The organism is Mesorhizobium sp. B3-1-7 (assembly GCF_006439385.1).
In the GTDB taxonomy this organism is placed as follows: Bacteria; Pseudomonadota; Alphaproteobacteria; order Rhizobiales; family Rhizobiaceae; genus Mesorhizobium.
This window is the reverse complement of record NZ_VFTL01000061.1, coordinates 1-25,418: the sequence shown is the minus strand read 5'-3', so window position 1 is coordinate 25,418 and position 25,418 is coordinate 1. Positions and strand designations below refer to the sequence as shown.

Genomic DNA, 25,418 nt, shown 5'->3' with positions numbered 1-25,418 from the left:
GTCGCCTTCTGCACCGCTGCATTCTTCGGCCCGCGTAACGACATGGATTCCAGGGTCTGCGCGCGTCGCTTCGCTCCTTGCTCCGCCCTAGAATGACGACCGCGTGAAGGTCGAGCCAACGTCACCCCACGATGGCGAAGGCGTCTCGCGTTCTGCCGGAGGCGGTCTTGACCGGCTTCTGGCCGATCCATTGCACGTGCCGCCCGAGGGTCGCTGCGGCCGATTCGGTGTTGCCTTGTCTCAGCGCGCTCAGGATCGCGCGGTGATCCTGGTCGGTGCGGATTTCCCATTCCGAGCGCCAGGCCGCGAACAGGAAGCGCGCGCTCGCCGCATGCAGGTCGTCGATGGTGGAGAGCAGGCGCGGCATGTTGCAGGGCGCCAGGATCAGCCGGTGGAAGGTGCGATTGGCCTCTTCCCAGGAGCGCACGTCGCCGGACTTGTCGCCGGCCTTGGTCGCCTCCTCGGCCAGGTCGAGGATCGACGCCGTCAGATGCGGCGCGGCATGGCGCAGCGCCAGCACTTCGAGCGCGGCCCGCATCTCGGCCACTTCCCTGACCTCGCCGAGATCGAAAGAAGCCACGCGCACGCCGCGGCGCGGCTCGCTGATCGCCAAACCTTGCGCCTCGAGGCGGCGAAAAGCCTCGCGCACCGGCACATGGCTGGTGTTGAATTCCTCCGCGACATGGTCCTGGCGCAGCCGCGAGCCGGGCTCGATGGCGCCCGAAATGATGCGGTCCGCCAGTTCCTTGCTGATGCGGACGGCGATTGTGTCTTCTGTGCTGGCCATATTTTATAGATAATTTGCCGGACCGCCCTTTGTCGAGACGGCCGGCGCGCGATTCACAGGCGCCCTGCCCGGCGGATGCCAGGCAAGTCCCGAGAAGACAGACCGGCTCAGTTGACGCGGCTGATGCAGAAGTCGATGACGTCGATCAAAGCCGACTTCTGCGGCGTCGCTTCCAGCGGCGCCAGCGCGTCGCGGGCGATCTCGCCGAAATGGCGGGCGCGGCCGATCGTGTCGGCGATGGCGCCGTGGCGGGTCATCAGGCCGATCGCCTTTTCGAGCCCGGCATCGTCGGCGACATTGTCCTCGATGGCGCGCTTCCAGAAGGTGCGCTCGGCCTTGGTGCCGCGCCGGTAGGCGAGGATCACCGGCAGCGTCACCTTGCCCTCGCGGAAATCGTCGCCGACATTCTTGCCGAGATCCTTGCTCGAGCCGCCATAATCCAGCGCGTCGTCGATGAGCTGGAAGGCCAGGCCGAGATTCATGCCGTAAGAGCGAAGCGCGGCGCGATCGGTGCGCGAGGCCTGGGCGATGACCGGCCCGACTTCCGCGGCGGCCGAAAACAGCGCCGCGGTCTTGGCCTTGATGACGGCGAAATGCTCATCCTCGGTGGTCTCGAGGTTCTTCGCGGCGGCAAGCTGCATGACCTCGCCCTCGGCGATGATGGAGGCCGCGGCCGACAGGATGTCCAGCGCCTCCAGCGAACCGACCTCGACCATCATGCGAAACGCCTGGCCGAGCAGGAAATCGCCGACGAGCACGCTCGCCTGGTTGCCCCAGATCATGCGCGCCGTCTTCTTGCCGCGGCGCAGCGCGCTCTCGTCGACCACGTCGTCATGCAGAAGCGTCGCGGTGTGCATGAACTCGACCGCCGTGGCGAGCTTGACATGGCCTTCGCCGGAATAGCCGAACATCTGCGCGGCGGCGAGCGTGAGCATGGGCCGCAGCCGCTTGCCGCCGGACGAGATCAGGTGGTTGGCGATCTCCGGGATCATCTCGACGTCGGAGCCGGCCTTGGACAGGATCAGCTCGTTGACCCGCCCCATGTCGGCCGCCGTCAGATCGATCAAATCCTTGATGGAAGCGGGTTCCCGCTTGCCTTCGATGTTGAGAACGACACCCACCACGACAACTCCCGTCTCTTCAACGCGCACGAGTTAACGCGCACGACGGCACCCTTAATCCCGCTCCGACTCTAGGGCGGCACAACCGGGCACGGCAAGAGGCGAATTGGCGCGGCTTCGCCGACGGTGTGTCTATCCGCACGTTTACAGGAACGCCGCAACCTGCGACTTTCGTTCCATGATCGAGCTTGTCCGCACCAACGACGCCGTCGTGATCTCCTTTGTCGAATCGCTGATGCGCGACGCCGGCATCGCCTGTTTCGTCGCCGACCAGAATATGAGCGTGCTCGACGGCTCGCTCGGCATCCTGCCGCGGCGGGTGATGGTCGATGCCGAGAAGGTCGATGCGGCGCGCCGCATCCTCAAGGATGCCGGCATCGAGAACGAGATCCGCAAAAAATAATGGCAGCCAGCACCGCTCCCGTCCCGGATACGCCGGCGCACACAGTCGATGCCTTCCATCGCGGGCGCTTCTGGCTGGTGCAGCCGAGCCGGGGCGGTCATCGCGCCGGCATGGACGCCATGATGCTGGCGGCCGCCGTGCCGTCCGGCTTTTCCGGCCGGCTCGCCGATTTCGGCGCGGGCGCCGGCGCGGCGGCCCTTGCCGTGCTGTCGCGCTGCCCGGCGGCGCAGGCAGTGCTCGTCGAACGCTCGGCCGAAATGGCCGGGTTCGCCGCCGCCACGCTTTCGCATCCCGGCAATGCCCATCTCGGCGACCGCGCTTCGGTGCTGCCGGCCGACGTGACGCTGGCCGGCCGGGCGCGTGCGGAAGCCGGCCTTGCCGACAACCAGTTCGATTTCGTCATCATGAACCCGCCGTTCAACGCCGCCGAGGATCGCGCCACCCCCAACGCGCTGCGCAGGGAGGCGCATGTCGTCGAGGACGGGCTGTTCGAGCGCTGGATCAGGAGCGCCGCCGCCGTCGCCAGGCCGCGGGGCGGCCTGGCCGTCATCGCCCGGCCCGAGCAATTGGTCGCCATCCTCGATGCGATCGAGGGGCGCTTCGGCGATGCCGAGATGCTGTGCGTGCATCCGCGGCCGGACGCGGCGGCGATCCGCATCGTCGTCAGGGCGGTGCTCGGCGCGCGTGGAAAACTGTCGATCCGCCCGCCGCTCACCTTGCACGGACCATCGGGCAACGCGCCGGCGGAGCGGACGGAAATGATCAATAACGGCCTGGCATCGCTGTTCGGCGATTGATCCTTGAAGCGCGTCGCGTTGAAATGGATTCTAGCGACGCGCTTCAGGTTTTGTTTTATGCATGTCTTTTTCGCAAAACCGCTGCACACTTTTGCGCGACATGCACTGGCTGGCGATGCGGCATTGCCGTTGGCCAGCGAATTCCTACATGCCCAAAGCAAGCTGACGCCCGTGAAACAGACCAACCGACCTGATCTCATCTTGCTGCTTTGCAAATCGACCGGAGACATTCCTTCGTGAAACGCCTCTTCAACCGCCTGCTGCCGAAATCCTGGCGCTCGACAGCCGTCACCATTCCGGTCATCCGGCTGCAAGGCGCCATCATGGCGGGCGGCGGCCAATTCCGGCCGAGCCTGTCCCTCGCCTCGACGGCCGGCGTCATCGAAAAGGCATTCAGCTTCGATGCGCCGGCGGTTGCCATCTCGATCAATTCGCCGGGCGGCTCACCGGTGCAGTCGCGGCTGATCTTCAAGCGCATCCGCGACCTGGCGGTGGAAAAGGACAAGAAGGTGCTGGTCTTCGTCGAGGACGTGGCGGCTTCCGGCGGCTACATGATCGCGATTGCCGGCGACGAGATCTTCGCCGACCCGTCGTCGATCGTCGGCTCGATCGGCGTGGTCTCGGCCTCGTTCGGTTTCCCCGAGTTGATGAAGAAGATCGGCGTCGAGCGGCGTGTCCACACCGCCGGGCAGAACAAGGCCGTGCTCGATCCGTTCAAGCCGGAAAAGAAGGAAGACGTCGAGCGGCTGAAGGCACTGCAGCTCGACGTGCACGAGACCTTCATCGACCTCGTCAAGGAGCGGCGCGGCAGCAAGCTCAAGGACGACCCGGACCTGTTCACCGGCCTGTTCTGGACCGCCAAGCGTGGCCTCGAGCTCGGCCTTGTCGATGCGCTGGGCGATATGCGCGGTGTGCTCAGGACGCGTTTCGGCGACAAGACGCAGCTCAAGCTGATCACCGCGCCGCGCGGGCTTTTCGGCCGATTTGGCCTGTTTGGCTCGCGTGTTTCGGCGCCGGATATCGCGGCGGCCGCCGCCAGCGGCGTCCTCGATGCGGCGGAAGAGCGCGCGCTATGGGCACGCTTCGGGCTTTGAAAAAGCCATGAATGCGGCTAGCATGGCCGCTTGACCGACCCATTCGGCCGGCCTTGCCGCGAGGACGCGGGAGGAGTTTTAGAGATGCCGCAGATCATTTTCTTCGCCGTTGTCGGCGCCGCCGCTTACTTTGGCTACCGCGCTTTCGTGCGCGAGGCCGAGCGCGTGACGGCAAAAATCCGGCGGACCGAGAAACAGGCGGCGAACGGCACGATGGGCACACTGGTCAAGGATCCCAAGACCGGCGAATACCGTCTCGCCAAGGACTGATCCCATCTCGCCAGCAGCCAACATTCTCGAGCCCGGCGCAGAGGTCCGGACATGGCTTGCGCCGGCCAAGATCAACCTGGCGCTGCATGTCACCGGACGGCGCGCCGACGGCTACCATCTCATCGACAGCCTTGCCGTCTTCACCCGCTTCGGCGACCGGCTCGAGATCGAGCCGGCGGAGCACGACGAGTTCTCGGTATCCGGCCGTTATGCCGCCGGCCTGCCGCTCGACGGCGACAATCTGGTGGTGAAGGCGCGCGATGCCTTGCGCCGGGAAGCCGGCGCGCAGCATGCGCCGCCGGTTGCCATCAAGCTGGAGAAGAACCTGCCGATCGCGTCCGGCGTCGGCGGCGGCTCCAGCGACGCGGCGGCGGCGCTCAACAGCCTTGCGCGGCTCTGGAAGCTCGATATCGACGACATTTCGCTGGCGCGGATCGGGCTTTCGCTCGGCGCCGACCTGCCGATGTGCCTGAAGTCAAAACCGCTGGTCGCGCGCGGCATCGGCGACGACCTGTCGCCGCTGCCTGCGTTTCCGGCGCTTGGCTTGGTCCTGGTTAATCCGAGCGTCGCCGTCTTGACGCCGGACGTGTTCAAGGCGCTGTCCAGCCGCGACAACGAGACGCTGCCGCCGCTGCCGAAGCGCCTCGACTTCCACGCCGTCCGCAACTGGCTGGAGACGACGCGCAACGATCTCGAGGCACCTGCCCGCTCGATCCAGCCGGCGATCGGCGAGGCGCTGAAGGCGCTCAAGCGCGCCGACGCAGCTTTCGTGCGCATGTCCGGCTCGGGCGCCACGTGTTTCGGCCTGTTCGAGACCGGCAATGTCGCCAAGCGCGCGGCGATCGAGATCCGCGCGCGCCATCCCGACTGGTTCGTCGCCGCGACGCGCAGCATGGAGGTGACCGATGGCGAAGCTTGACGAGAGCCGGCCCTTCATTCCGGTGCGCATCGCCGTGCTGACGGTTTCCGATACGCGCAGCCTTGCCGACGACAAGTCCGGCCAGACGCTGGCCGACCGCATCACGGAAGCCGGCCATACGCTTGCCGCCCGCGACATCGTCACCGACGACAGCGAGAAGATCCGCGACAAGGTTCTCGGCTGGTCGAAGGACGAAAACATCGATGTCGTCATCACCACCGGCGGCACCGGCTTCACCGGCCGCGACGTGACGCCGGAAGCGCTGGAGCCGATTTTCGAAAAGCGCATGGACGGCTTTTCGGAAGTCTTCCACCGCATCTCCTATGACAAGATCGGCACCTCGACGATCCAGAGCCGGGCGACCGGCGGCGTCGTCAACGCCACCTTCGTGTTCGTGCTGCCGGGCTCGCCCGGCGCCTGCAAGGATGCCTGGGACGGCATCATCAAGGCGCAGCTCGACTACCGGCACATGCCCTGCAACTTCGTCGAGATCATGCCGCGGCTGGACGAGCATCTCAGGCGCGGCGGCAAGACCGGTGCATAACTAAAGGCAAAACATCCCGACCGGCATCCGGTTTGCAGGCGGAATGGCGCTCTCGCCTACGAGCAGCCATTCCGAAGCCACGACCGGCAAAGTACCTTGTGCTGCGAACAAGGGACAATCTGCCATGACCGTTCACAGCGGCGGATGCCATTGCGGCAACATCCGCCTGAACTTCTCCACCGCGCTCGATCCGGCCGGACTGGAAATTCGCGCCTGCCAGTGCTCGTTCTGCACCCGGCATGGCTCGCGCGCGGCCGCCGATCCGAACGGACGCCTGAGCATCTCAGTCGAAGACAGGGTACGGCTGCAGGTCTACCGCTTCGGCCTGCGCACCGCCGACTATCTCGTCTGCCGCGAGTGCGGCGTCTATGTCGCGGCAATCGCCGGCGAGGGTGACGATGCGAGAGCGATCGTCATCGTCAACGCGCTTGACGATCACGAGTTGTTCTCCCGCCAGCCGGTCGCCGTTCGGTTCGATGCCGAAACGCGCGAGCAGCGTGTCGCCAGGCGCCGCAGGGCCTGGATGCCCGTCGAAATCAGAGGGACCTGGATGCGCAGGGACAGCGCTTCTTCCTTCTCCCACAACAAGGGTAGAAGGGAGAGCCTGCATCACTTCGGCGGAGCCACCCAGATTTCGGCGTTCAGCCTTCTGGCGGCAAGGCCGCGCGCCAGGGCCTCGGCGCCGCGCGCGCTCTTTGCCAGGACCGAGGCCTGATGCTTGCTGATGACAAGACCCTCGGCCAGCGCGCGGTTGCCCGAAAAGACGCGGGCCAGGAAAGGCGCGCGGCCGGCCCGGGCGCGTGAAAACCGCGCCGGCATGGTTTGCTTCGCCGCGTGCGCCACCACCTCGTCGATCCATCCCTCGGCAAGCCGCGCGCCGGGTTCCAGAAAAAGCAGCCAATCGCCCTTCGCCTGGCCGATGCCGGCGCCGATCCCGCCGGTCACATAATGGCAGCCGGCATGTTCGGCCACCCGATGCGTCTGGTCGGTCGAGCCCTGATCACAGACGACCACGTCGCGCACCACGCCCTCGACCGCGCCGCCGACCAGCGAGGCGAGCGTGCGAGCAAGACCCTCTTCGTCGTTGCGGGTTTCGATGAGAACGCTGAGCATCCTTAGCCGAATAGCGGAAAGCCGCGACTTGCGCCAGTTACAGCTTTTCGTCGAAAAAGTTCTTGCTTTGTTCTCTTCGGTAAAATAGGAATAGTTTCATGAACAGAGCGATTCGACAGCCTGCCGACAGTCCCTGGGAGAGGGCGAAAATGGAACAGATCGTGCGTGCCGACATTGCTGCTTTCGGAGCAGGCAGAGCCGAGATGGCCAATGCAATGATCGAACAGAGCGGCATGCGCGTGCGGCCCGACCGCAATCGCGGCCGTTCGGCCGGCATCAACCCGTCGGGCCGGTTCGAGCCGGTCAGCCGGCATGTGTTCGACGACGGCTGGAACTCGCTGGAGGAACTGCCGCCGTTCAAGACGGAAGTGCAGGTCGAGAAGCCGCGCACGATCATCACCCGCAACGAGTCGCCGGACATCTCTTTCGACCGTTCGATCAACCCCTATCGCGGCTGCGAGCATGGCTGCGTCTACTGCTTCGCCAGGCCGACGCATGCCTTCATGGGCCTGTCGCCGGGGCTCGATTTCGAATCGAAGCTGTTCGCCAAGCCGGATGCCGCGCGCATGCTGGACAGGGAATTATCGAAACCGGGCTACCAGCCGCGCACGATCGCCATCGGCACCAACACCGATCCCTACCAGCCGATCGAGAAGCAATACCGCATCATGCGCGAGATCCTGGAAGTGCTGGAGGCGCGCGGCCATCCGGTCGGCATCGTCACCAAGTCGGCGCTGGTGACGCGCGACATCGACATCCTGTCGCGCATGGCCGAGCGCGGCCTTGCCAAGGTGGCGTTGTCGGTGACGACGCTTGACCGCATGCTGGCGAGAACCATGGAACCACGCGCGTCGACGCCGACGAAACGGCTGGAGGCGATCAGGCAGCTTTCGGATGCCGGCATTCCGGCATCGGTGATGGTGGCGCCGATCGTTCCGGGCCTCAACGATCCGGAGATGGAACGCATCCTCGATTCGGCCAGAGCCGCCGGTGCAAGGGAGGCGGGATACGTCATCCTGCGCCTGCCGCTCGAAGTGGCGCCGATCTTCAAGGATTGGCTGCTGCGCCACTATCCCGACCGCTACCGGCATGTGATGTCGCTGATCCGCTCGATGCGCGACGGCAAGGATTACGATTCCGAATGGGGCAAGCGCATGAAGGGCGCCGGTCCCTATGCCTGGCAGATCGGCCGGCGTTTCGAGATCGCCGCCAAGCGGCTCGGCCTCAATGTCGAGCGGCGGCAGCTTCGCACCGACCAATTCGTCGCAGGTTCGGGCGCCGGCGAACAACTGATGCTGCTTTAACCTCAGTGCCGGCCATGACGGGCCGGCGCTAAGCAATTCCAGGCCAAGCGATTTTCCGTTTGGAATTGCAGTCCTTTTGAAGAATCCCGTCCGGCCATTGTCCCCCCGGCCGCGAGACGGTGCCTTCCCGGTCCGACGCCCCATCCGACCCGGAAGGACTTGCGGAGAATCGGAGCCGATGCGAACCTCGCCGCACCATGGCTCGCGCGCGTTCCGATTCTCCGCTTCTCTTTGAAATGGTCGAGAAGCCCGACTTCTCGATCGAGACGAAGGCGATGGCCGACGGGCTGTGGCCAGTCGCCGGCATGGACGAGGCAGGGCGCGGTCCGCTCGCCGGACCGGTGGTGGCCGCCGCGGTGGTGCTCAACCCCGCCAATATCCCGGAAGGCCTCGACGATTCCAAACGCCTCACCCATTTGCAGCGCGAGGCGCTGTTCCTCAAGATTCTGGGGTCGGCGCTCAGCGTCTCGATGGCCTCGATCAGCGCCGAAGGCATCGACAACAGCAACATCCTGAAAGCCAGCCTCGAAGCGATGCGCCGCGCCGCCGCCGGCCTGTCGTTGCAGCCGAAGCTCGCTTTGGCCGACGGCCGCGACATTCCGCCAGGTCTCGCCTGCGAAGGCCGGGCGCTCATCAAGGGCGACCAGCGCTCGCAATCGATCGCCGCAGCCTCGATCGTCGCCAAGGTGATGCGCGACCGCATGATGTGCGGCTGCGGCGGACACCACGAACATTACGGCTTCGAGGTGCATATGGGCTACGCGACGGTCCGGCACCGGACCGCGATCGAGATGCATGGGCCGGTGGCAAGGCTGCACCGGGCCTCGTTCGCGCCGTTCAGGCTGGGTGGGGCGGAAATGGTGGAAGAGGAAGAGAGCTTGGCCGGGCTGGAGTGAGCGGGAGCGATGGTGACGGCCAATCTCCCCACAAGGGGGAAGATCGGCAGCGTCGCCGTCCCGCTCTTCTCTCGAACAAAAAAGCCGCCAGGTGGCCCGGGCGGCTTCATGTCGGCGGTCTAAATCCGCTCAGTTCAGCTTGGCCTTGACGTCATCCAGCGCCGACTTGAACAGGTCCGCGCCTGCCTTGACGTCGACCTTGGCGGCGAGCAGCGCGCGGGCGGCCTCGACGGCGATGTCGACGGCCGAGGCGCGCACTTCGCTGACGGCCTCGCGCTCGGCCTGGCTGATCTTCTGCTCGGCAAGCGCGGTGCGCCGGGCGACATAGTCCTCGGTCTTCTTGGCCGCTTCGGAAGCAAGCAGCTGAGCCTCGCGCTTGGCGGCGGCGACGATGTCGGCGGCCTCCTTCTCGGCTTCCTTGCGCTTCTGCTGATACTGGCCGAGCAACTGCTGGGCCTCTTCACGAAGCTTGCGCGCTTCCTCGAGCTCGCCGCTGATCTTGGCCGCGCGGGCGTCGAGCGACTTGGCGAGCATGCCCGGCACCCTCAGGTAGACGACAGCGCCCAAGAAGATGAGCATCGCAATGGTTGCCCAGAGCGTGGCGAGTGATGTGGCGTCCATGATCCTCGCTCCTCACCGGCTCGCGGATTTGACCGCAGCCACGATCTCGGATTTGTCGGTCTTGCCGCCGACAAGCGCCTCGACGATGGCCGACGTGGTGTCCTCGGCGATCGTGCCGACTTCCTTCATCGCCTTGGCCTTGATCGAGGCGATGCTCGCCTCGGCCTCGCCAAGCTTCTTCTCGAGCTCGGCCTCGAGCTTCTTGCGCGTACCCTCGGCTTGCGCCTTGGCGGCGTCGTTCGCCTGCTGGCCGATCTTGTTGGCATTGGCCTTGGCCTCCGCCAGTTCCTGCTCATAGGCGGCAACCGCGGCGTCCGCCTCGCCCTTCAGCCTTGCGGCATGGTCGAGATCCTGGGTGATGCGGTCGTTGCGGACATCGATGATGCCGCCAAGACGCGGCATCACAACCCGCTTCAGGAACAGGTAGAAGAGCCCGAAGGTGATGACCAGCCACAGGATCTGCGACGGGAAGGTCTTGGCATCGAACGGCGGGAACGTTTCATGCTCCGCGGCAGGCACGGCGGTGCCTGCATGCGTATCGCCCTCGGCCGCGGCCGGCGCTGCTTCTTGCGCATAGGCAGATGTCACGAACATCTCATTCCCCTGTCCCTAGAACGGGGCCGCACCATGCGGCCCCTTTCGTCAGCTCTGGCTCTTACTTGAAGACGAGGAGCAGAGCGATCAGGAGCGAGAAGATGCCCAGAGCTTCGGTCACGGCGAAGCCGAAGATCAGGCGGCCGAACTGGCCGTCGGCAGCCGACGGGTTGCGGAGCGCACCCGAGAGGTAGCTGCCGAAGATGTTGCCGAGGCCGATGCCCGCGCCGCCCATGCCGATGCAGGCGATACCAGCGCCGATAGCAGCTGCTGCAGTTGCGTCCATTTCAAAACTCCTGTGGTTTCTCTATTCGTTGCAGTTGGTACGTTGGGTAAGCTGGCGCCGGGACGCCGGTGAAAATCAGTGGCTCGGGTGCAGGGCGTCGTTCAGATACATGCAGGTCAGCACCGCGAACACATAGGCCTGCAGGAAGGCGACCAGCAGTTCGAGCGCGGAGAGTGCAACGGCCATGGCAAGCGGCAGCACCGAGCCGGCGATACCGACGGCGCCGAACGCGCTCAGGCTGACGACGAAGCCCGAGAACACTTTGAGCGTGATGTGGCCGGCCAGCATGTTGGCGAAAAGACGAACCGAGAGGCTGACCGGACGCGAGACGAAGGAGATGATTTCGATCGCCACCACCAGCGGCAGAAGGTAGCCCGGCACGCCCTGCGGCACGAACAGCTTGAGGAAGCCGAAGCCGTGCTTGGCGAAGCCGTAGACGAGGACCGTGCCGATGACGAGGATTGCCAGCGTGAAGGTGACGATGATGTGGCTGGTGACGGTGAAGAAATAAGGAAACAGGCCGATCAGGTTGGCGACCAGCACGAACATGAACAGCGAGAACACCAGCGGGAAGAACTGCATGCCCTGCTTGCCGGCGGCGTCGCGCAGCATGTTGCCGACGAATTCGTAAGCCATCTCGGACACCGACTGTAGCCTGCCCGGAATGAGCGCGCGGCTGGCCGTGCTCATGTAGAGGAAGGCCGACGCCAGCACGATCGTCACGACCATGAACAGGGAGGAGTTGGTGAAAGAGACGTCGTAGCCGCCGATATGCAGCGGGATGATCGGATGGATCTGGAACTGGTGGATCGGATCGACCTTGTCAGCAGCAGCCACTTTAAATCCCCGTCAAAGCCACAACCGGCTTTTTAAGTTCACTTCGGCGCCCTGCGGCGCCCCACTTCATTCTTTCGGCTCGCGCGGCTTGCCGCCCTGGCCGAATTCGGATGCAAGTCCCGCCGAGCGCAGGACATTGAGTATACCAGCGCCAAAGCCCAGCAACAGGCCGACGATCAGACCCCAGGGCGCTGTTCCCGCCAGGCGGTCGATGATCCAGCCCAAGCCGACACCAACCACCACTCCGGCGATGAACTCGCTGGACAGCTTCAGCGCCTGACCGTAACCGGTCGCAGCTTTCGCTTCGTCTTTCCCCTCGAACCGGTCCGTGCGTCTCGTCGCAAGCGATGCTTCGAGACTACGCCGGCGGCGCTCAAGTTCGTCGTCGCGGATGGTGTCTTCTGGCTGCCTGCCGCGGCCGGTTTCTCCGGTTCCGTCTGGCCCGGTTTTGTCGGCCATCGCAACCCCCCTGCCCGGGCAGACGATTGCCGTCCGTCCGCTTCTAAAGTCGCCGGCAACATAGTTAGAGGGTCCGCCCCCGTCAAGCCACGGACCGAACTTCCAAGCGATGTATTTTTGGTAGTTAAATCAATGATTTATCGAGGTGCGACATCGTGCCCTTCACGGCCGCGTGAGGACTCGGCGCGAATCCGCGCAACAAGGCGCGTCCGCCGAGGCATTGCCGGGCGTCGAAGGAAGGATAGCCGAGGCGGTGGTTAAGGCGGCTCAGCTCGAGCCGCCAGCCGGCTCAGCTCCAGCCGCCGCCATAGGTGCGGTAGAAGATATGCAGGCCGATCCTGGTCATCTTGTGCATGGCTCGCGCCCAGCCCGGATGGACGTAATTGGCGTAGTAATGCGTCGATGAGCCGACCTCGGGAATGAAGATCTTGCCGGCGGTCACCGCCATGGCAACCTCCTGGGCGGTCTTGTAGGAGGCCTGGTCGGTGATGGTCTTCTTCCTGCCGTCGCAGGCAAAGGAGAACTGGCAGCGGTTGAACCAGTTGTCGTTCTGGTAGACGACGCCGCAGATCGTCTTGGGATAGGCGGGGTTGCGGACGCGGTTGAGGATCACCTGGGCGACCGCCGCCTGGCCGCGCACGGGCTCGCTGCGCGCTTCGAAATAGATGCCCTTGGCGAGGCACGCCTGTTCCGGCTGGGAGAAGACGCTTGCGGGCAGCGGGTTCTGGATCCACGAATGGTCACCCTTGCCCATCGGCGGGATGAAGCGGCCATCGTTCGGATCGTCCTGCAGCAGCGCCTCGAAGGGCGAGGCCTTGGCATAGTCGGGCGCGGACTGGGCATAGGCGGTGGCGAGGATATCCGGCTTGTCGTTGTTGACGAGGGCGACAAGTGCCGCCGGCAGCGCCGGATCCGGCTTCTTGTCCTCGCGAAGATGGAAGGCCTGGGCGATCTGGACTTCCTTGCCCTTGATGCCAGGCTTGGCGAAGGTGAGCTTCAGCCCGCTGTCCATGCTCGGGCGAAGCAGCGAGGAGGTGCGCTCGAAGATCGAGCCGGCGCTGAAATTCTTGGGCGGCGCGACGGGCGAGACCTTGACGATGCGACCCTTCTTGTCGGCCCGCATGACACGATCCTCATCGGGCGTCACGCCCACGGCGCTGCCCTTGCCGCGGAAGGCGACGGTGCCCACCCCCGGCAAATTCACGCCGGAACCGGAGAGCGAGCCGGTGGTGAGGGAATCGACAAACGGCATTTCGGCGGCATGCACCGAGCCGGCGGCGGATTTCTCGATATAGGCGTTCCAGCGGGTGTTGGACGATTCCAGGCCGGAGATCAGGCTTGCCATATCCTGATAGGCGACGGCCGACGGAAAGCCGATCCAAATGCCGAGCCCGAGCACCAAAGGAGGAAGAAAGGAACGTTTTTTCGCAACGGCGGCGGCGGCAAGCCGCAATGAAACGCGTCGATGCACGGAACTCTCCAGAACGCTACTGACCCCGGAGAGTCAAAATGAAGCATTAACCTTGATGCGGGGTTAACGACATCGATCGTGTTCTTTTCATGTTTGAGCGAAGCCGGCTTGCCGTTTCCGCGGCAAGCCGGCGAGGAATCAGACTGGTGAATCAGGCCGGGCGCAGGAAGATCGGCCAGGCGGCCGCCGCGCAGATCGCGGCCGCGAACCACACGCCCGGCCATGCGAAGAACACCAACAGCCAAGGAATGGCGATCGGCACAACGCAGAAGCCAACGAACACAAAGCTGTTGGCCAGGCTGAGCGCGGTGCCGACATGGCCGGCACCGGCAAGCGTGGCAAGTTCGGTATAGGCGACGCCATGCCAGGCGGAGACGGATATGCCGGCAACGACGACCATCAGCGGGAGCAGCGGCACCAGCGACGGTGCTCCGGCGGCGCCGATCACCAACAGCCAAAGCACCAGGAATGCCAGCGTGCTCAACGCGCTGCAGAGTTTCAGGAACGGCCGGCGGTTGCCATGCCGGTCGGTGAAGCGCCCACTCCAGATACGCATCACCATTGCGCCGGTCTGCACGGCGGCGAGGCTGGCGCTGGTCACAAAGGTGGCCATGCCGGCGAAGTCGTGCAGGAAGACCGAGGCGAAGGTCAGCACCGCGACCTGCGGGAAGCAGAGCAGGCCGATGGCGGTCGAGATGCGCCACACCTCGATGTTGCGCAAGGGTGCCGGGCCGCTTGTCGCGGCGGCGGCGCGGCCGCCGCTTGCCACCGGCGGCTCGTGCAGCCAGCGCCAGGCAAACCAGGCTGACAGAGCGGAGACGGCCGCAAGCAGGCCGAAGACCGCGGTGAAGCCTAGGGCCAGCGCCAGGGACGGCAGGACGAGAGCGCCCAGCCCGCCGCCAAGCGGCACCGCCGTCTGCCGGATGCTCATGGCGAAGCCGCGCTCGCCCTCGCCGAACCAGCCCATGATGGCGCGGCCGCTGGAGCCGTTGACGCTGCCGCCGAGCAGGCCGGCGACGAGCAGGCTTGCCGACAGCAGCGCGACGCCGGGAATGGCCGTTTTTGTCGGCACGACAAGCATGGCCATGATGAGAAGCCACGCGGCTGTCGCGCCAAGTCCGGTCAGGAGCACGCGGCGGTCGCCCCAGCGATCGGTGAGCACGCCCCAGGGCAACTCGCTGAGCGCCACGCCGAGGCCGAGCAGCCCAAGCGCCAAACCCAGCGCGGCATTGTCGAGGTGATAGCCCTGGCGCATCGCCACCGCGGTCGCCGGGATGCCGGAGAAGGTGGCGGAGAAGCCGGCATTGGCGGCGACGCCGATGCCCAGCACCTTCCAGCGATGATTGGGACCGAAGGCGCGGCGAGCAGGGTTGCCGGCACTTTCTCCCGCGGGCGGCTGGCAGTCGTTTCGTGTGGCGATGGCGGACATGGTTCTATTCCCGAGACGGCCGGCTGACGGCTTGACGGACGGGATGTAGCGCCATAGCTTTATCCATAAAATCAGGAAGTTTTTGATCAACAATCCTGAAAATCAGGACAATCTCATGCGCCGCGTCACTTTCGACCTCGACGTCCTCAGGACCTTCGTCACCGGCATGGAGCTGGGCAGCTTCGCCAAGGCGGCCGAGCGGCTGGGACGCTCGACGTCCGCGGTCAGCGCGCAATTGAAAAAGCTCGAAGAACAGGCGGACACGCCGATCTTCCGCAAGGCGGGGCGCGGCCTGGCGCTCACCGAGGCCGGCGAGACGATGCTTGGCTATGCGCGGCGGCTGATCGAGCTCAACGACGAGGCGGCCTCCGCCATCCGAGACATCGAACTGGAAGGCTGGGTGCGGCTCGGCCTGCAGGAGGATTTCGGCGAGGCCGTGCTGCCGGACGTGCTCGGCCGCTTCGCCCGCGCCCATCCCAAGGTCCGCATCGAAGCGCGGATCGGACGCAGCCACGACCTGGCCGAGCGCGTCCTGTCAGGCAATCTCGACATCGCGCTCGCCTGGCATGACGGCATGACGCTGCCCTACAGCCGCCATGTCGCCGACGTGCAGGCGCGCTGGATCGGTCCGGCAAAGCCGATCGAGGCCGGTCCGCGCAAGGGTGAGCCGCTGCCGCTGGTGGTGTTCGAGGCGCCGTGCCTCTTGCGCACCGTGGCGACCGAAACGCTCGACCGCGCGGGCATGCCCTGGCGCATGGCCTTCTCGAGCCCCAGCCTTGGAGGCATCTGGGCGGCGGTGGCGGCAGGCCTCGGCCTGACGATCCGCACCGATATCGGCCTGCCCGCCAATGTCAGGGCAATTGCGCCGGGCGTGCTCGGGCTTCCCGCCCTGCCGACGATGGCGCTGCATCTGCACCAGAAGGACGCCGAGCTCGATCCGGTGGCGGCGCGGCTGGCCGAGATATTGCTGCAGGCGGCGATGGAGACGTTGCCTGAGGGAGCGCGAACCCGCGATGGGTTGCGAGAGGTCGCTTAGCTTTTTCGGACAGGTAGTGCTGCGGATCGAAGTACCCGGCGTCGCGTTCCGTCACACCCCCTCTGTCCTGCCGGACATCTCCTCCGCAAGGGGGGAGATCAGACGTCACACAGACTTTCGCTACTCTCCCACGTTGCAGGATCGGCGGAGCGCCGAAGCTGCCAATCTCCCCCCTTGCGGGGGAGATGCCCGGCAGGGCAGAGGGGGGTGCTGTCCCGCCAGCATTGTGAGGATTTTACCCGCGGCGGAGAATAGACCTCACCGCTTCTTCGCCCTGCCGGCAAACGGATTGTCCGACGTGCGCAGCGCCATGCGGATCGGCACGCCCGGCATGTCGAAGGCCTCGCGCAGGCTGTTGGTCAGATAGCGGACGTAGGATTGCGGCATCGCGTCCGGCCGCGAGCAGGAGACGACGAAGCCCGGCGGGCGGGTCTTGGCCTGGGTGACATACTTGATCTTCAGGCGGCGGCCGGCGACGGCGGGCGGCGGATGATGGGCGAGGATGCCTTCCAGCCAGCGGTTGAGCTTGCCGGTCGAGACGCGGCTGTTCCACACCTTGTGCGTCTTGATGACGCTTTCCATCAGCTTGTCGAGGCCGCGCCCGGTCTCGGCCGAGACCGTCACCGCCTGGATGCCGCGCACCTGCGGCAAGAGCCGCTCGGTCTTTTCGCGCAGCTCGGCCAGCAATTCCTGCGGGTTGTCGATCAGGTCCCATTTGTTGAAGGCGATCACCGGCGCCCTGCCCTCGCGGGTGATCAGGTCCGCGATCTGCAGGTCCTGCTTCTCGAAGGGAATCGTGGCGTCGAGGACGATGATGACGATCTCGGCAAAACGGATGGCGCGCAGGCCGTCCTGCACCGAGAGCACTTCCAGCTTTTCATGGATCCTGGACTTGCGGCGCATGCCGGCGGTGTCGAACAGCTTTATGCGGCGGCCGCGCCAGTCCCAGTCGACCGAGATCGAATCCCGCGTGATGCCGGCTTCCGGACCGGTCAACAGCCGCTCCTCGCCGATCAGCGCGTTGATCAGCGTCGACTTGCCGGCGTTCGGGCGGCCGACGACGGCGATGCGCAGCGGCTTGGTATCGTCATAGGATGCTTCAGCGTCCGGGTCGGCGATGTCCTCGCCGATCAGCACTTCGCTGGCGGCGATCTCGTCGCTGCCGTCTTCCTCGTCCTCGCCGAAGGCGCGCTCCTCGCCAAGCGCCGCAATCACCGCGTCGCGCAGGTCGGGCATGCCCTGGCCGTGCTCGGCCGAAACCGGGATCGGCTCGCCGAGGCCGAGTTCCCAGGCCTCCAGCATGCCCCCTTGAGCGCCGCGCGCCTCGGCCTTGTTGGCGACGAGCACGACCGGCTTGCCCGATTTGCGCACGACGTCGGCGAAGGTGCGGTCGTCGGGCAGCAGGCCGGACTTGGCATCGATGGTGAAGAAGATGAGGTCGGCTTCGCGGATGGCGATCTCGGTCTGCTGACGCATGCGGCCGGGCAGCGTCGAGGCGGCGGCATCCTCGAAGCCGGCGGTATCGATGACGTCGAAGTGAAGGTCGTAGAGCTTGGCGGCGTGGACGCGGCGGTCGCGCGTGACGCCCGGCGTGTCGTCGACAAGCGCCAGCTTCTTTCCGACCAGCCGATTGAAAAGAGTCGATTTGCCGACGTTAGGCCGGCCGATGATGGCGACTTTGAAGCCCATCCAGGATCACGACGCGTTGCCCGACCCGCGGATCAGCTCGGACATCAGCTGCGCCCGCTGGCGCACATTGCGCGGGGCGGCTTCATCCGAGGAGATCTGGTCGAACAGTTTGAGTGCGTCCGCGGACTTGCCATCCTTCCAGGCGGCAAGGCCGAGCGCCTCGCGCGCCGAATGGCGCAGCGGATTGGTGTCGGCGGTGAGCGCCTCGATGCGGCTGGAGACGTCGGCGTAGGAACCGTGGTCGACGAGCAGCAGCGCCGCCCTCAGCCGCGCGATGTCGCGAATGCCGGCCGGAATGGCGTTGTCGGCGGCGACCTCGTCGAAATCCTTGACCGCGCCGTCGACGTCGCCCTTGTCGGCCTTGACGGTCGCGGCGCGCATGCGGGCGAGCAGCGGATAGGCGCCGTAGCCGTCCTTCTCCAGCTGGTCGAGCGCAGCGATCGCCTCGTCGTTCTTGCCGTCATTGGCGAGCTTGAGGGCCGCCGAGAAGGCGTCGCCGGAGCGGTTGGCGCGGGTTTCGTCCCAGTAACGGTAACCGACGACAGCGGCGGTGCCGAGCACGATGAGGATGGCAAGGCCGAGAATGGCCGGGCCAAAACGGTCCCATAGCTTCTGCGCCTGCTCGCGACGCATCTCTTCGTTGACTTCGCGGATAAAACTGTCGTCCGACATCAATCAAAACCATTGCTGCCCCGGAAGGGGGCGCCTCTTGAGCCCGCGTTTTAGCGAAATTTTGTCGGCATGGAAGGGGGCGGACCGGAAAATCGGCTTGGAATGCCGGGCGCCCACAGCCCTTGCCTGAACGCAACCGCGCCACATTTGCGCGATAGCCGGCTTCCGATCGGCCGGAGATGTCCCGCCAGAGGTTGCCAATGCTTCGTTCGTACCGCGTCCTTGCGTTCAGTCTCGTCTCGCTTGCCTCGGCCAATACGGCCTTCGCCGATCCGCCGAAATCGCCAATCGTTTCGCCGGCCAAACCCAAGCAGGTCGTGCTGATCTCGTTCGACGCCGCCCGCGAGATCTCGCAATGGCAGCGCAGCCGGGCGCTGGCAAAGCGCACGGGCGCGCATTTCACCTATTTCCTGTCCTGCGTGTTCCTGCTCTCGCCGGAGACGCGGCAGGACTATGCCGGCCCCGGCAAGGCCGCCGGCAAATCCAATGTCGGCTTCGGCGCGTCGAAACAGGACGTGGCCGACCGGCTGGAGCAGGTCCGGCTGGCCGCGGCCGAGGGTCACGACATCGGCAGCCATGCCTGTGGCCATTTCGACGGCAAGGCGTGGAGCAAGGCGGACTGGCTGGCCGAATTCGCCTCCGTCCGGCGCATTTTCGAGAACGCCTACGCGATCAATGGCATCCAGGAGCCGGCCGACTGGCACGATTTCGCGCATCATGCGCTGGTCGGGTTCCGCGCGCCCTATCTCTCGACCGGCAAGGCGCTTTACGAAGCCCTGCCCGAGGCCGGTTTCCAGTATGACGCCAGCGGTGTCTCCAAAGGCCCGACCGTCCCGCCGACCCTGAATGGCACAACCCGCTTTGCCCTGCCGCTCATCCCGGAGGGACCGAAGGCGAAGCCGGTGGTTGCCATGGATTACAATCTTTATGTCCGCCACTCCGACGGCACCGAGAAGCCGGCCATGGCGGACGCATTCACCGACCGCGCCTACAAGGCATTCCACGCCGCCTTCGAGGCTCAGTACAACGGCAAGCGCCTGCCGCTGGAACTCGGCTTCCACTTCACGCTGATGAACGACGGCGCCTACTGGAACGCGCTGGAGCGCTTTGCCGGCGAGGTCTGCGTGATGCAACAAGTCGAGTGCATCAGTTTCCGCGACTATGTCGCGCGCCGGCGCGCCGGCCAGGCACGGGCGACCGCGGGCGGCTGAGCCGCCCGCCGGATCGCTTATCTTTACGCTCTCCTGGGTTGTTCCAGATCAGGCCGGGTCCTCAGCGCCCTGCCGAGCCAGATAGCGCCGGTCGATGTCCGGAAGCGGCTCGCCTTGGAGAGTCGCCTCGAAGGCGCGCAGGCGCTTATGGACCGACTGCAGTTCGACGATGGTCGACCAGGAATTCAGCAGGAACTGGAGCGAATTCGTCACCTTGCCGAAGGCATTCGAAATCTGGTTGAGCGCGCCGAAGGTGATCTTATGGGCGACCAGCGATGGGCCGAGGATCAGCAGCGAGAAGATGTTGTCCGCCTGCAGGTACGTGTACCGGACGACGTTGAAATAGATGTAGTGGAAATAGAGCCTGAAGTAGTTGCGGCGCACATTGGTGAACAGCTCCGCCGTCGTCGCCGGCTGCGCCCGATCGGGATGATCCTCGCCGTAGACAAGTTCCTTGCGGTAAGCCGCCTCGACGCGCTGATTGCGGAACTGGAGGCCCGGCAGCTTGATGCCTGCGAGCATCACCGAGGCCGTGCCGAACAGGCACCAGCCCAGGGCCGCAACGACCAGAGGCTGCGGCACCGCGCCGATGATCGGCAGCTCGGTGATGTGCGCCTGAAGCTGGATCATCACCGGCAGGAAGGCGATCAGGGTCATGATCGACTGGACGAAGCTGGAGCCCAGGTCCTCCATGATCTGCGAGAAACGCATCGTGTCTTCCTGGATGCGCTGCGAGGCGCCCTCGATATGGCGCAGCCGGCTCCAGTTGGCCACGAAGTAATTGTTCATCGCGGTTCGCCAGCGGAAGATCCAATGGCTGACGATGAAGGCGTTGATCACCTGCACGTTCATGCCGACTAGCGCCAGCCAGGAGAAGTCGGCCAATCCCTTGTAGAATTCGGTGTCGGTCGAGGCTGTCGTTCCCGACATCAGGCCCTGAACGTAGTCGAAGAAAGGACCATACCAGTTGTTGACCGCGACGGAGACCTGCACGTTGAAATAGATGAAGAACAGGATGACGGCGGTCATCAGGATCGACCAGTTCTGCCACGGATGCGGCGCATACCAGCTCCAGAACGCATAGAAGACCGCCACGCATGCCGCGAAGTAGATGTAGAACCACAGGAAGGGCTTCGACCACAGCACCGCGATGCCGATGATGGGCGGCGCGCCGGCCGCAGCGGGAGGGAAGCCTAAGACGGCTCCCAGTTGCTCGCCGCCGAAAAACCAGAACAGAATCGCCGCAAGGCTCCAGACGGCGGCCGAGGTGAAGAAGAGCTTCGGCTGCGGGAAAAAAGATACGAACACTGTGGCGGGTTTCCTCGGTCTGACCGCAAATCAGCGGCGTTGCTGTTCGGCGGGCATAAGGTCACACATTAGGGGGAAAGAAAATGCCCGTGCCCGATGCCCGGCATCGAACAAGGCCGCAAATCATGGCGATTTTGGCGCAGCCGACCAGGCAATGACGCCGGAGAGCAGCAAGGCCGCCGCCGCCATGATCGAGGCAAGCACGTAATTGCCCGATGCCTGAGCAAGCAGGCCGGCGGCGATCGGGCCGACGATCTGGCCAAGGCCGAAGGCTGCCGTCATCACCGCGAAGATGCGACGCGGCGCCCCCGGCGCGAGCTGCCTGCCCATCTGTATGCCCAGCGCCGTGAGGGCGATGAAGGTGCCGCCGAGCAGGACGCCGGCAATCAACGGTCCGGCTGCGCCCTTGACGACGACGCTGGCGGTGACGCCGACCACCTCGACCAGGCAGCTCGCGGCATAAGCGGCATAGAGCCCGATCCGGCCGGCGAGCTTCTGCCACGCCCAAGTCGAGGGAAAGCCGGCAAGGCCGGCGACCATCCAGACGGAGGCCTCGAAGACGCGCCCGCCGCCGCCTTGGCGCACGATGGCGACCAGGAAAGTGGCCGTCACCACATAGCCGAAGCCGAACAGTCCGTAGGCGACGATCATCTTCACCAGGGAGCCGTCCTTCGGCAGCGCCGGCTCGCGCCCGTCGGTGACATTGGCCGGCGTGGTCGAGCCGGCGAGCAGCATGACGACGAGCAGCCCAACCGCCGAAAGCGCTCCGGACCAGAGCCAGCCGGCGGCCCAGCCCGCGTGTTCGGAGACGAGGATCGCCAGCAGCGCCGAGGACGCGGCTATGCCCAGGCCGACGCCGCCGAAATGCAGCGCCTGCAAATCGCCGCGGCCGGCCTCAGCCAGATGGCTGAAGACGATCGAGGCCATGAACACCATGACGAAGGCGCTGGCGAGGCCGGCGAGGAAGCGGATGACGAGGAAGGCGGCCATGGTCTCATTGAGCCCCATGAGGGCCGCGAGCACGGCGCTGGCGGCAAAGCCGGCGAACATCAGCAGGCGCTCGCGGCCATGCGCCCAGCCGCCGGCCGCGGCGAGCGCGCCGATGAGGTAGCCGAGATAATTGGCGGAAGCGATCCAGCCGGCATCGGCCGGCGTCAGGTGCAGTTCCTCCATCATGCCGGGCAGGATCGGCGTGTAGACGAAGCGGCCGATGCCCATGGCAACGGCGAGCGCGATCATGCCGGCAAGGGCAAGGCGCAGCGGAGATGGCGAGGTGGCGTTCATTGCGGCGCACAATAAGTGCGCGCGTCCGCGAAACAATGTGCTTGCGTTGGGCCAGCGCTGCCCCGCAACCGGGCCGAATGGCGTCAGAGACAGGTTGTGCCCACGATCTCGTATGCGGTGCGGCGGGCCGTCAGCCGGAAGGGCATGTCGCCAAGCTCGCGCTCCGACATGGTGTCGAGCACCGGATGCGACAGCGGATCGGTGATCCAGCGGGTCATCTCATCGTCATCGTCATCGCGCGGCCTCGCCTCGGCGCCGGAAAGCCCTTTCAGCAAGGACAAAATCTTCATGGGACCACCTCCTGGCTCAAGGCTATTCCTGTTAAATTCCGCCCTTTCCTGTCGGGTTTCAATTGAGATTCCGATCCATCTACTTTAGAAAAACTGAATGGCTATGCTCAATCGCGTCCATCTCAACGGCCTGCGTGCCGTGGAAACCGTCGCTCGGCTGGGATCGCTGGCGGGAGCGGCCGCCGAACTGAATGTCTCGGTCAGCGCCGTCAGCCAGCAGGTCAAGCGCACCGAAAAGCAGCTGGGGCAGGCGCTGTTCGAACGGACGCCGGGCGGGCTGGTGCCGACCGAATTCGGCGCCGCCTTCACGGCGCGGCTCAGCGCCGGCTTCCGCGAGATCGCGCAAGCGGTGGCGCTGGCCGACGAGGCCAACGAATGCACGCTGGTCGTCTCGGTGGCACCGGCCTTCGCCTCGAAATGGCTGCTGCCCCGGCTATCGCGGCATTTCTCCCGACACCCGAACGTGCTTTTGCGCATCGACGCCTCGGCCAGGGTCGCCGATCTCGACCGCTCGGACATCGATATCGCCATCCGGCTTGGCGATGGCAAATGGCCGGGCGACCGCGCCGAGCTTCTGCTTGCCCAGGAAGTGTTTCCGGTCTGCGCGCCATCGATCGCGGCCAGGCTGAAGTCGATCGGCGATCTGGCGCAGACCTGCGCCATCACCGACGAACGGGCGATGTTCAGCTGGGACGGCTGGTTCGAGGCGGCCGGCGTCGAGCCGGTCACCTTCCAGAAGGGAGCGCGTTTCACCGATCCGATGCTGTGCCTGGAATCGGCGATCGCCGGCCACGGCGTGATGCTCGCCTGGCAATTGCTCACCGCCGACGCGTTGGCCGACGGCCGGCTGGTCGCGCCCTTCGGTGTGCGGGCCGAGAGCGGGCTGTGTTACTGGCTGGTAACCTCAGCCACAAAAAGCGAAAGCCGCAAGGTGCGCGACTTCAAGGCCTGGATCCGCGAGGAGATCGAGGCGACCATGGCGCAGTTCCGGGCGCTGGACAGCGCCGCCTGAAATCAGGCCCAGTCGATCGCGGTGGAAAGGCCAACCGCAGCGGTCTATGTAGGAACAGGACCCCAACAAACGGCAGGCAGGACCCATGACCACACATTCGCGCGGCGTTTCGGCAACCATCGACCCGGTGAAGCTCGACAGGTTGGCGGAAGTCGCCATCAAGGTCGGGCTGCAGCTGCAGCCCGGGCAGGATCTGGTGCTGACCTCGTCGATCGCGGCGCTGCCGCTGACCCGCCGCATCGTCGAGCACGCCTACAAGGCCGGCGCCGGGCTGGTGACGCCGATCTTCAACGACGACGAGATCACGCTGGCGCGTTTCCGCTACGGCGCCGACGCCGGCTTCGACCGCGCCGCCGGCTGGCTGTATGAAGGCATGGCGAAGGCCTTCTCGAACAATGCGGCGCGGCTCGCCGTGCGCGGCGAAGATCCGTCGCTGCTCTCGTCGCAGGATCCGGCCAAGGTGGCGCGCGCCAACAAGGCGAACTCGGTGGCCTACCAGCCGGCGCTGGAAAAAATCACCGGCTTCGACATCAACTGGAACATCGTCGCCTATCCCGACCTTGCCTGGGCAAAGCAGGTTTTTCCGGGCGAGCCGGACGACGTCGCGGTGGTCAAGCTCGCCGACGCCATCTTCTCGGCCTCGCGGGTCGACGTCGAGGACCCGATCGGCAACTGGAAGGCACACAACGCCGCCTTGGCCGAGCGCACGAAATGGCTGAATGGACATAATTTCCACGCGCTGCATTTCACCGGTCCAGGCACCGACCTGACCGTCGGGCTGGCGGACGGCCATGAATGGATGGGCGGCGCCTCGACGGCGAAGAACGGCGTCACCTGCAACCCGAACATCCCGACCGAGGAAGTCTTCACCACGCCGCATGCAAGGCGCGTCGAGGGCCATGTCTCCTCGACCAAGCCGCTCTCCTATCAGGGCACGCTGATCGACGAGATTTCCGTGCGCTTCGAGGGCGGGCGGATCGTCGAGGCCAAGGCCTCGAAGGGCGAGGACGTCTTGAAGAAGGTGCTCGACACCGACGAGGGCGCGCGCCGCCTCGGCGAAGTGGCGCTGGTGCCGCATTCCTCGCCGATCGCGCGGAGTGGGCTGTTGTTCTTCAACACGCTGTTCGACGAAAACGCCGCCTGCCACATCGCGCTCGGACAGTGCTATTCGAAGTGCTTCGTCGACGGCGCTTCGCTCAGCCAGGAGGATATCGCGGCGCGCGGCGGCAACAAGAGTTTCATCCACATCGACTGGATGATCGGCTCCGACAGGATCGACATTGACGGCGTCGCCAAGGACGGCGGCCGCGTGCCGGTGATGCGCAAGGGCGAGTGGGCGTAAGAGGTCTCTCGCTCATTGGAGGTATGATGGCCTTCGACATAGCGGTGAAGCGTGTCTACGAGCCGCCGGCGAAAGCCGACGGCCAGCGGGTGCTCGTCGACCGAATCTGGCCGCGTGGCGTCAGCAAGAAGGACGCCGAACTGACGCTATGGCTGAAGGAGATCGCGCCGAGCGACGCGCTGCGCAAATGGTTCGGGCACGAGCCGGAGCGCTGGGCAGAGTTCCAGAAGCGGTATCGGGCTGAGCTCGATGCGAATGGCGACGCGGTGGCAGAGCTGCGTGCGCTACTCGGCAGGGGCAAGGTGACGCTGCTCTACGGCGCGCATGACGAGGCACATAACAACGCGGTGGCGCTGGCGGGATATTTGGAAGCCCAAGCATAATTTAATTTTTGGAAGCCAAGCATAATTTAATTATTGAGACGTCGAGTTCCTTCGCCCCCCTCTCTGTCCTGCCGGACATCTCCCCCTCAAGGGGGAGATCAGCCGTCACGTCGGCCTTCGCCAATCGCAGACGTTGCAAGACGAGCGCCTCGTCAAAGCTGCCAATCTCCCCCCTTGAGGGGGAGATGTCCGGCAGGACAGAGAGGGGGGCGAAGGAACTCGACGTAAGAGGGAGGGTTCTTAGCG

General features: G+C 65.3%; 30 protein-coding genes and 1 pseudogene. 15 read left to right on the top strand and 16 right to left on the bottom strand.

The genetic code is table 11. The features are described from left to right. Positions 1-121 precede the first annotated feature (121 nt). The gene (locus FJ417_RS32055; RefSeq protein ID WP_140659459.1) at positions 122-787 is read right to left on the bottom strand and encodes a GntR family transcriptional regulator; all 666 of its coding nucleotides are present in this window, start codon (positions 785-787) and stop codon (positions 122-124) included. Positions 788-894: 107 nt separating this feature from the next. Then, positions 895-1,908, bottom strand: coding sequence for a polyprenyl synthetase family protein (locus tag FJ417_RS32050; protein ID WP_140645054.1), 1,014 nt, complete (start codon positions 1,906-1,908; stop codon positions 895-897). A 178-nt stretch (positions 1,909-2,086) separates the two neighbouring features. Between FJ417_RS32050 and FJ417_RS32045 the strand changes: the two genes are divergently transcribed. From FJ417_RS32045 to FJ417_RS32010, 8 genes are all read left to right on the top strand, one after another. Beyond that, positions 2,087-2,311 (top strand): DUF2007 domain-containing protein, encoded by a 225-nt coding sequence (locus FJ417_RS32045; protein WP_027164594.1) that lies wholly within the window; start codon positions 2,087-2,089, stop codon positions 2,309-2,311. Then, positions 2,311-3,108, top strand: a complete 798-nt coding sequence (locus FJ417_RS32040) for a methyltransferase (protein ID WP_181183362.1) — start codon at positions 2,311-2,313, stop codon at positions 3,106-3,108. Before FJ417_RS32045 ends, FJ417_RS32040 begins: the two co-directional genes overlap by 1 nt. Before the next feature lie 3 nt (positions 3,109-3,111). Beyond that, positions 3,112-3,348: a hypothetical protein gene (locus FJ417_RS32035; protein ID WP_140659460.1), complete on the top strand. Its 237-nt coding sequence runs from the start codon at positions 3,112-3,114 to the stop codon at positions 3,346-3,348. Continuing rightward, positions 3,345-4,202, top strand: a complete 858-nt coding sequence (locus tag FJ417_RS32030; RefSeq protein WP_140659461.1) for a S49 family peptidase — start codon at positions 3,345-3,347, stop codon at positions 4,200-4,202. The genes FJ417_RS32035 and FJ417_RS32030 overlap by 4 nt, the downstream gene beginning before the upstream one ends. Positions 4,203-4,286: 84 nt before the next feature. Then, positions 4,287-4,472, top strand: coding sequence for a membrane protein (locus FJ417_RS32025; RefSeq protein ID WP_027164591.1), 186 nt, complete (start codon positions 4,287-4,289; stop codon positions 4,470-4,472). Positions 4,473-4,494: 22 nt separating this feature from the next. Beyond that, positions 4,495-5,391 carry a 4-(cytidine 5'-diphospho)-2-C-methyl-D-erythritol kinase gene (locus tag FJ417_RS32020; RefSeq protein WP_140786222.1) on the top strand — a complete coding sequence of 299 codons (897 nt, stop codon included), beginning with the start codon at positions 4,495-4,497 and terminating at the stop codon, positions 5,389-5,391. Continuing rightward, the gene (moaB, locus tag FJ417_RS32015) at positions 5,378-5,935 is read left to right on the top strand and encodes a molybdenum cofactor biosynthesis protein B (protein WP_140786221.1); all 558 of its coding nucleotides are present in this window, start codon (positions 5,378-5,380) and stop codon (positions 5,933-5,935) included. The genes FJ417_RS32020 and moaB overlap by 14 nt, the downstream gene beginning before the upstream one ends. 124 nt (positions 5,936-6,059) lie before the next feature. Then, complete coding sequence (locus tag FJ417_RS32010) at positions 6,060-6,650, top strand: hypothetical protein (protein ID WP_140786220.1); 591 nt, start codon at positions 6,060-6,062, stop codon at positions 6,648-6,650. Here FJ417_RS32010 and FJ417_RS32005 read toward each other — a convergent pair. Next, positions 6,545-7,048 (bottom strand): glycosyltransferase, encoded by a 504-nt coding sequence (locus FJ417_RS32005; protein ID WP_140786219.1) that lies wholly within the window; start codon positions 7,046-7,048, stop codon positions 6,545-6,547. The genes FJ417_RS32010 and FJ417_RS32005 overlap by 106 nt on opposite strands. A 149-nt stretch (positions 7,049-7,197) precedes the next feature. Between FJ417_RS32005 and FJ417_RS32000 the strand changes: the two genes are divergently transcribed. Further along, a complete protein-coding gene (locus FJ417_RS32000) occupies positions 7,198-8,352 on the top strand; it encodes a PA0069 family radical SAM protein (protein ID WP_140645060.1) in 1,155 nt (384 codons plus the stop codon). 197 nt (positions 8,353-8,549) lie between these two features. Beyond that, positions 8,550-9,248 (top strand): ribonuclease HII, encoded by a 699-nt coding sequence (locus FJ417_RS31995; RefSeq protein ID WP_140786218.1) that lies wholly within the window; start codon positions 8,550-8,552, stop codon positions 9,246-9,248. Positions 9,249-9,377: 129 nt separating this feature from the next. Here the strand turns inward: FJ417_RS31995 and FJ417_RS31990 are convergent, their stop codons facing one another. The 7 genes from FJ417_RS31990 to FJ417_RS31960 form a co-directional block, all read right to left on the bottom strand. Then, positions 9,378-9,869 carry a F0F1 ATP synthase subunit B gene (locus tag FJ417_RS31990; protein WP_140786217.1) on the bottom strand — a complete coding sequence of 164 codons (492 nt, stop codon included), beginning with the start codon at positions 9,867-9,869 and terminating at the stop codon, positions 9,378-9,380. A 12-nt stretch (positions 9,870-9,881) separates the two neighbouring features. Then, positions 9,882-10,463: a F0F1 ATP synthase subunit B gene (locus FJ417_RS31985; protein ID WP_140786216.1), complete on the bottom strand. Its 582-nt coding sequence runs from the start codon at positions 10,461-10,463 to the stop codon at positions 9,882-9,884. 61 nt (positions 10,464-10,524) lie between these two features. Next, positions 10,525-10,749 carry a F0F1 ATP synthase subunit C gene (locus FJ417_RS31980; protein ID WP_027164582.1) on the bottom strand — a complete coding sequence of 75 codons (225 nt, stop codon included), beginning with the start codon at positions 10,747-10,749 and terminating at the stop codon, positions 10,525-10,527. 75 nt (positions 10,750-10,824) lie between these two features. Continuing rightward, the gene (locus tag FJ417_RS31975; protein ID WP_140645064.1) at positions 10,825-11,586 is read right to left on the bottom strand and encodes a F0F1 ATP synthase subunit A; all 762 of its coding nucleotides are present in this window, start codon (positions 11,584-11,586) and stop codon (positions 10,825-10,827) included. Between the two features lie 66 nt (positions 11,587-11,652). Next, positions 11,653-12,045, bottom strand: a complete 393-nt coding sequence (locus FJ417_RS31970) for an AtpZ/AtpI family protein (RefSeq protein WP_140786215.1) — start codon at positions 12,043-12,045, stop codon at positions 11,653-11,655. Between the two features lie 289 nt (positions 12,046-12,334). Next, positions 12,335-13,516, bottom strand: coding sequence for a cell wall hydrolase (locus tag FJ417_RS31965; RefSeq protein ID WP_140786214.1), 1,182 nt, complete (start codon positions 13,514-13,516; stop codon positions 12,335-12,337). Positions 13,517-13,667: 151 nt separating this feature from the next. Continuing rightward, positions 13,668-14,945 (bottom strand): MFS transporter, encoded by a 1,278-nt coding sequence (locus FJ417_RS31960; RefSeq protein ID WP_140786213.1) that lies wholly within the window; start codon positions 14,943-14,945, stop codon positions 13,668-13,670. 115 nt (positions 14,946-15,060) lie between these two features. On the opposite strand from FJ417_RS31960, the gene FJ417_RS31955 reads away from it, so the two are divergent. Further along, a complete protein-coding gene (locus FJ417_RS31955; protein WP_140786212.1) occupies positions 15,061-15,981 on the top strand; it encodes a LysR substrate-binding domain-containing protein in 921 nt (306 codons plus the stop codon). 258 nt (positions 15,982-16,239) lie between these two features. On the opposite strand, the gene der is transcribed toward FJ417_RS31955, so the two are convergent. Then, positions 16,240-17,670, bottom strand: coding sequence for a ribosome biogenesis GTPase Der (der, locus tag FJ417_RS31950; RefSeq protein WP_140786211.1), 1,431 nt, complete (start codon positions 17,668-17,670; stop codon positions 16,240-16,242). Between the two features lie 6 nt (positions 17,671-17,676). Then, entirely contained in the window at positions 17,677-18,342 is a 666-nt protein-coding gene (locus FJ417_RS31945) for a tetratricopeptide repeat protein (protein WP_140645070.1), read from the bottom strand. A gap of 200 nt (positions 18,343-18,542) precedes the next feature. On the opposite strand from FJ417_RS31945, the gene FJ417_RS31940 reads away from it, so the two are divergent. Continuing rightward, on the top strand, positions 18,543-19,553 hold the full coding sequence (locus FJ417_RS31940; protein ID WP_140786210.1) for a polysaccharide deacetylase family protein: 1,011 nt from the start codon (positions 18,543-18,545) through the stop codon (positions 19,551-19,553). A 48-nt stretch (positions 19,554-19,601) separates the two neighbouring features. Here the strand turns inward: FJ417_RS31940 and sbmA are convergent, their stop codons facing one another. From sbmA to FJ417_RS31925, 3 genes are all read right to left on the bottom strand, one after another. Next, positions 19,602-20,861 (bottom strand): peptide antibiotic transporter SbmA, encoded by a 1,260-nt coding sequence (gene sbmA / locus FJ417_RS31935; protein WP_140645072.1) that lies wholly within the window; start codon positions 20,859-20,861, stop codon positions 19,602-19,604. A 123-nt stretch (positions 20,862-20,984) separates the two neighbouring features. Continuing rightward, the gene (locus FJ417_RS31930; RefSeq protein WP_246687626.1) at positions 20,985-22,145 is read right to left on the bottom strand and encodes a YbfB/YjiJ family MFS transporter; all 1,161 of its coding nucleotides are present in this window, start codon (positions 22,143-22,145) and stop codon (positions 20,985-20,987) included. A gap of 83 nt (positions 22,146-22,228) precedes the next feature. Further along, positions 22,229-22,435 carry a hypothetical protein gene (locus FJ417_RS31925; RefSeq protein WP_140645073.1) on the bottom strand — a complete coding sequence of 69 codons (207 nt, stop codon included), beginning with the start codon at positions 22,433-22,435 and terminating at the stop codon, positions 22,229-22,231. A 97-nt stretch (positions 22,436-22,532) separates the two neighbouring features. Here FJ417_RS31925 and FJ417_RS31920 point away from each other — a divergent pair, with 97 nt between their 5' ends. From FJ417_RS31920 to FJ417_RS31910, 3 genes are all read left to right on the top strand, one after another. Continuing rightward, complete coding sequence (locus FJ417_RS31920; RefSeq protein WP_140786209.1) at positions 22,533-23,447, top strand: LysR substrate-binding domain-containing protein; 915 nt, start codon at positions 22,533-22,535, stop codon at positions 23,445-23,447. Positions 23,448-23,532: 85 nt separating this feature from the next. Further along, positions 23,533-24,789, top strand: a complete 1,257-nt coding sequence (locus tag FJ417_RS31915; RefSeq protein WP_140786208.1) for an aminopeptidase — start codon at positions 23,533-23,535, stop codon at positions 24,787-24,789. Positions 24,790-24,815: 26 nt separating this feature from the next. Beyond that, the gene (locus tag FJ417_RS31910; RefSeq protein ID WP_140786207.1) at positions 24,816-25,172 is read left to right on the top strand and encodes a DUF488 domain-containing protein; all 357 of its coding nucleotides are present in this window, start codon (positions 24,816-24,818) and stop codon (positions 25,170-25,172) included. A 1-nt stretch (position 25,173) separates the two neighbouring features. On the opposite strand, the pseudogene FJ417_RS33400 reads toward FJ417_RS31910, so the two are convergent. Beyond that, positions 25,174-25,418, bottom strand: a pseudogene (locus FJ417_RS33400) (hypothetical protein); the annotation flags it as partial.

Coding starts and splice junctions, on each gene's coding strand:
- FJ417_RS32055 (WP_140659459.1), bottom strand. CDS start 787: ATGGCCAGCACAGAAGACACAATCGCCGTCCGCATCAGCAAGGAACTG.
- FJ417_RS32045 (WP_027164594.1), top strand. CDS start 2,087: ATGATCGAGCTTGTCCGCACCAACGACGCCGTCGTGATCTCCTTTGTC.
- FJ417_RS32040 (WP_181183362.1), top strand. CDS start 2,311: ATGGCAGCCAGCACCGCTCCCGTCCCGGATACGCCGGCGCACACAGTC.
- FJ417_RS32025 (WP_027164591.1), top strand. CDS start 4,287: ATGCCGCAGATCATTTTCTTCGCCGTTGTCGGCGCCGCCGCTTACTTT.
- moaB (WP_140786221.1), top strand. CDS start 5,378: ATGGCGAAGCTTGACGAGAGCCGGCCCTTCATTCCGGTGCGCATCGCC.
- FJ417_RS32010 (WP_140786220.1), top strand. CDS start 6,060: ATGACCGTTCACAGCGGCGGATGCCATTGCGGCAACATCCGCCTGAAC.
- FJ417_RS32005 (WP_140786219.1), bottom strand. CDS start 7,048: ATGCTCAGCGTTCTCATCGAAACCCGCAACGACGAAGAGGGTCTTGCT.
- FJ417_RS32000 (WP_140645060.1), top strand. CDS start 7,198: ATGGAACAGATCGTGCGTGCCGACATTGCTGCTTTCGGAGCAGGCAGA.
- FJ417_RS31995 (WP_140786218.1), top strand. CDS start 8,550: ATGGCTCGCGCGCGTTCCGATTCTCCGCTTCTCTTTGAAATGGTCGAG.
- FJ417_RS31990 (WP_140786217.1), bottom strand. CDS start 9,869: ATGGACGCCACATCACTCGCCACGCTCTGGGCAACCATTGCGATGCTC.
- FJ417_RS31985 (WP_140786216.1), bottom strand. CDS start 10,463: ATGTTCGTGACATCTGCCTATGCGCAAGAAGCAGCGCCGGCCGCGGCC.
- FJ417_RS31980 (WP_027164582.1), bottom strand. CDS start 10,749: ATGGACGCAACTGCAGCAGCTGCTATCGGCGCTGGTATCGCCTGCATC.
- FJ417_RS31970 (WP_140786215.1), bottom strand. CDS start 12,045: ATGGCCGACAAAACCGGGCCAGACGGAACCGGAGAAACCGGCCGCGGC.
- FJ417_RS31960 (WP_140786213.1), bottom strand. CDS start 14,945: ATGTCCGCCATCGCCACACGAAACGACTGCCAGCCGCCCGCGGGAGAA.
- FJ417_RS31955 (WP_140786212.1), top strand. CDS start 15,061: ATGCGCCGCGTCACTTTCGACCTCGACGTCCTCAGGACCTTCGTCACC.
- der (WP_140786211.1), bottom strand. CDS start 17,670: ATGGGCTTCAAAGTCGCCATCATCGGCCGGCCTAACGTCGGCAAATCG.
- FJ417_RS31945 (WP_140645070.1), bottom strand. CDS start 18,342: ATGTCGGACGACAGTTTTATCCGCGAAGTCAACGAAGAGATGCGTCGC.
- FJ417_RS31940 (WP_140786210.1), top strand. CDS start 18,543: ATGCTTCGTTCGTACCGCGTCCTTGCGTTCAGTCTCGTCTCGCTTGCC.
- FJ417_RS31930 (WP_246687626.1), bottom strand. CDS start 22,145: ATGAACGCCACCTCGCCATCTCCGCTGCGCCTTGCCCTTGCCGGCATG.
- FJ417_RS31925 (WP_140645073.1), bottom strand. CDS start 22,435: ATGAAGATTTTGTCCTTGCTGAAAGGGCTTTCCGGCGCCGAGGCGAGG.
- FJ417_RS31920 (WP_140786209.1), top strand. CDS start 22,533: ATGGCTATGCTCAATCGCGTCCATCTCAACGGCCTGCGTGCCGTGGAA.
- FJ417_RS31915 (WP_140786208.1), top strand. CDS start 23,533: ATGACCACACATTCGCGCGGCGTTTCGGCAACCATCGACCCGGTGAAG.
- FJ417_RS31910 (WP_140786207.1), top strand. CDS start 24,816: ATGGCCTTCGACATAGCGGTGAAGCGTGTCTACGAGCCGCCGGCGAAA.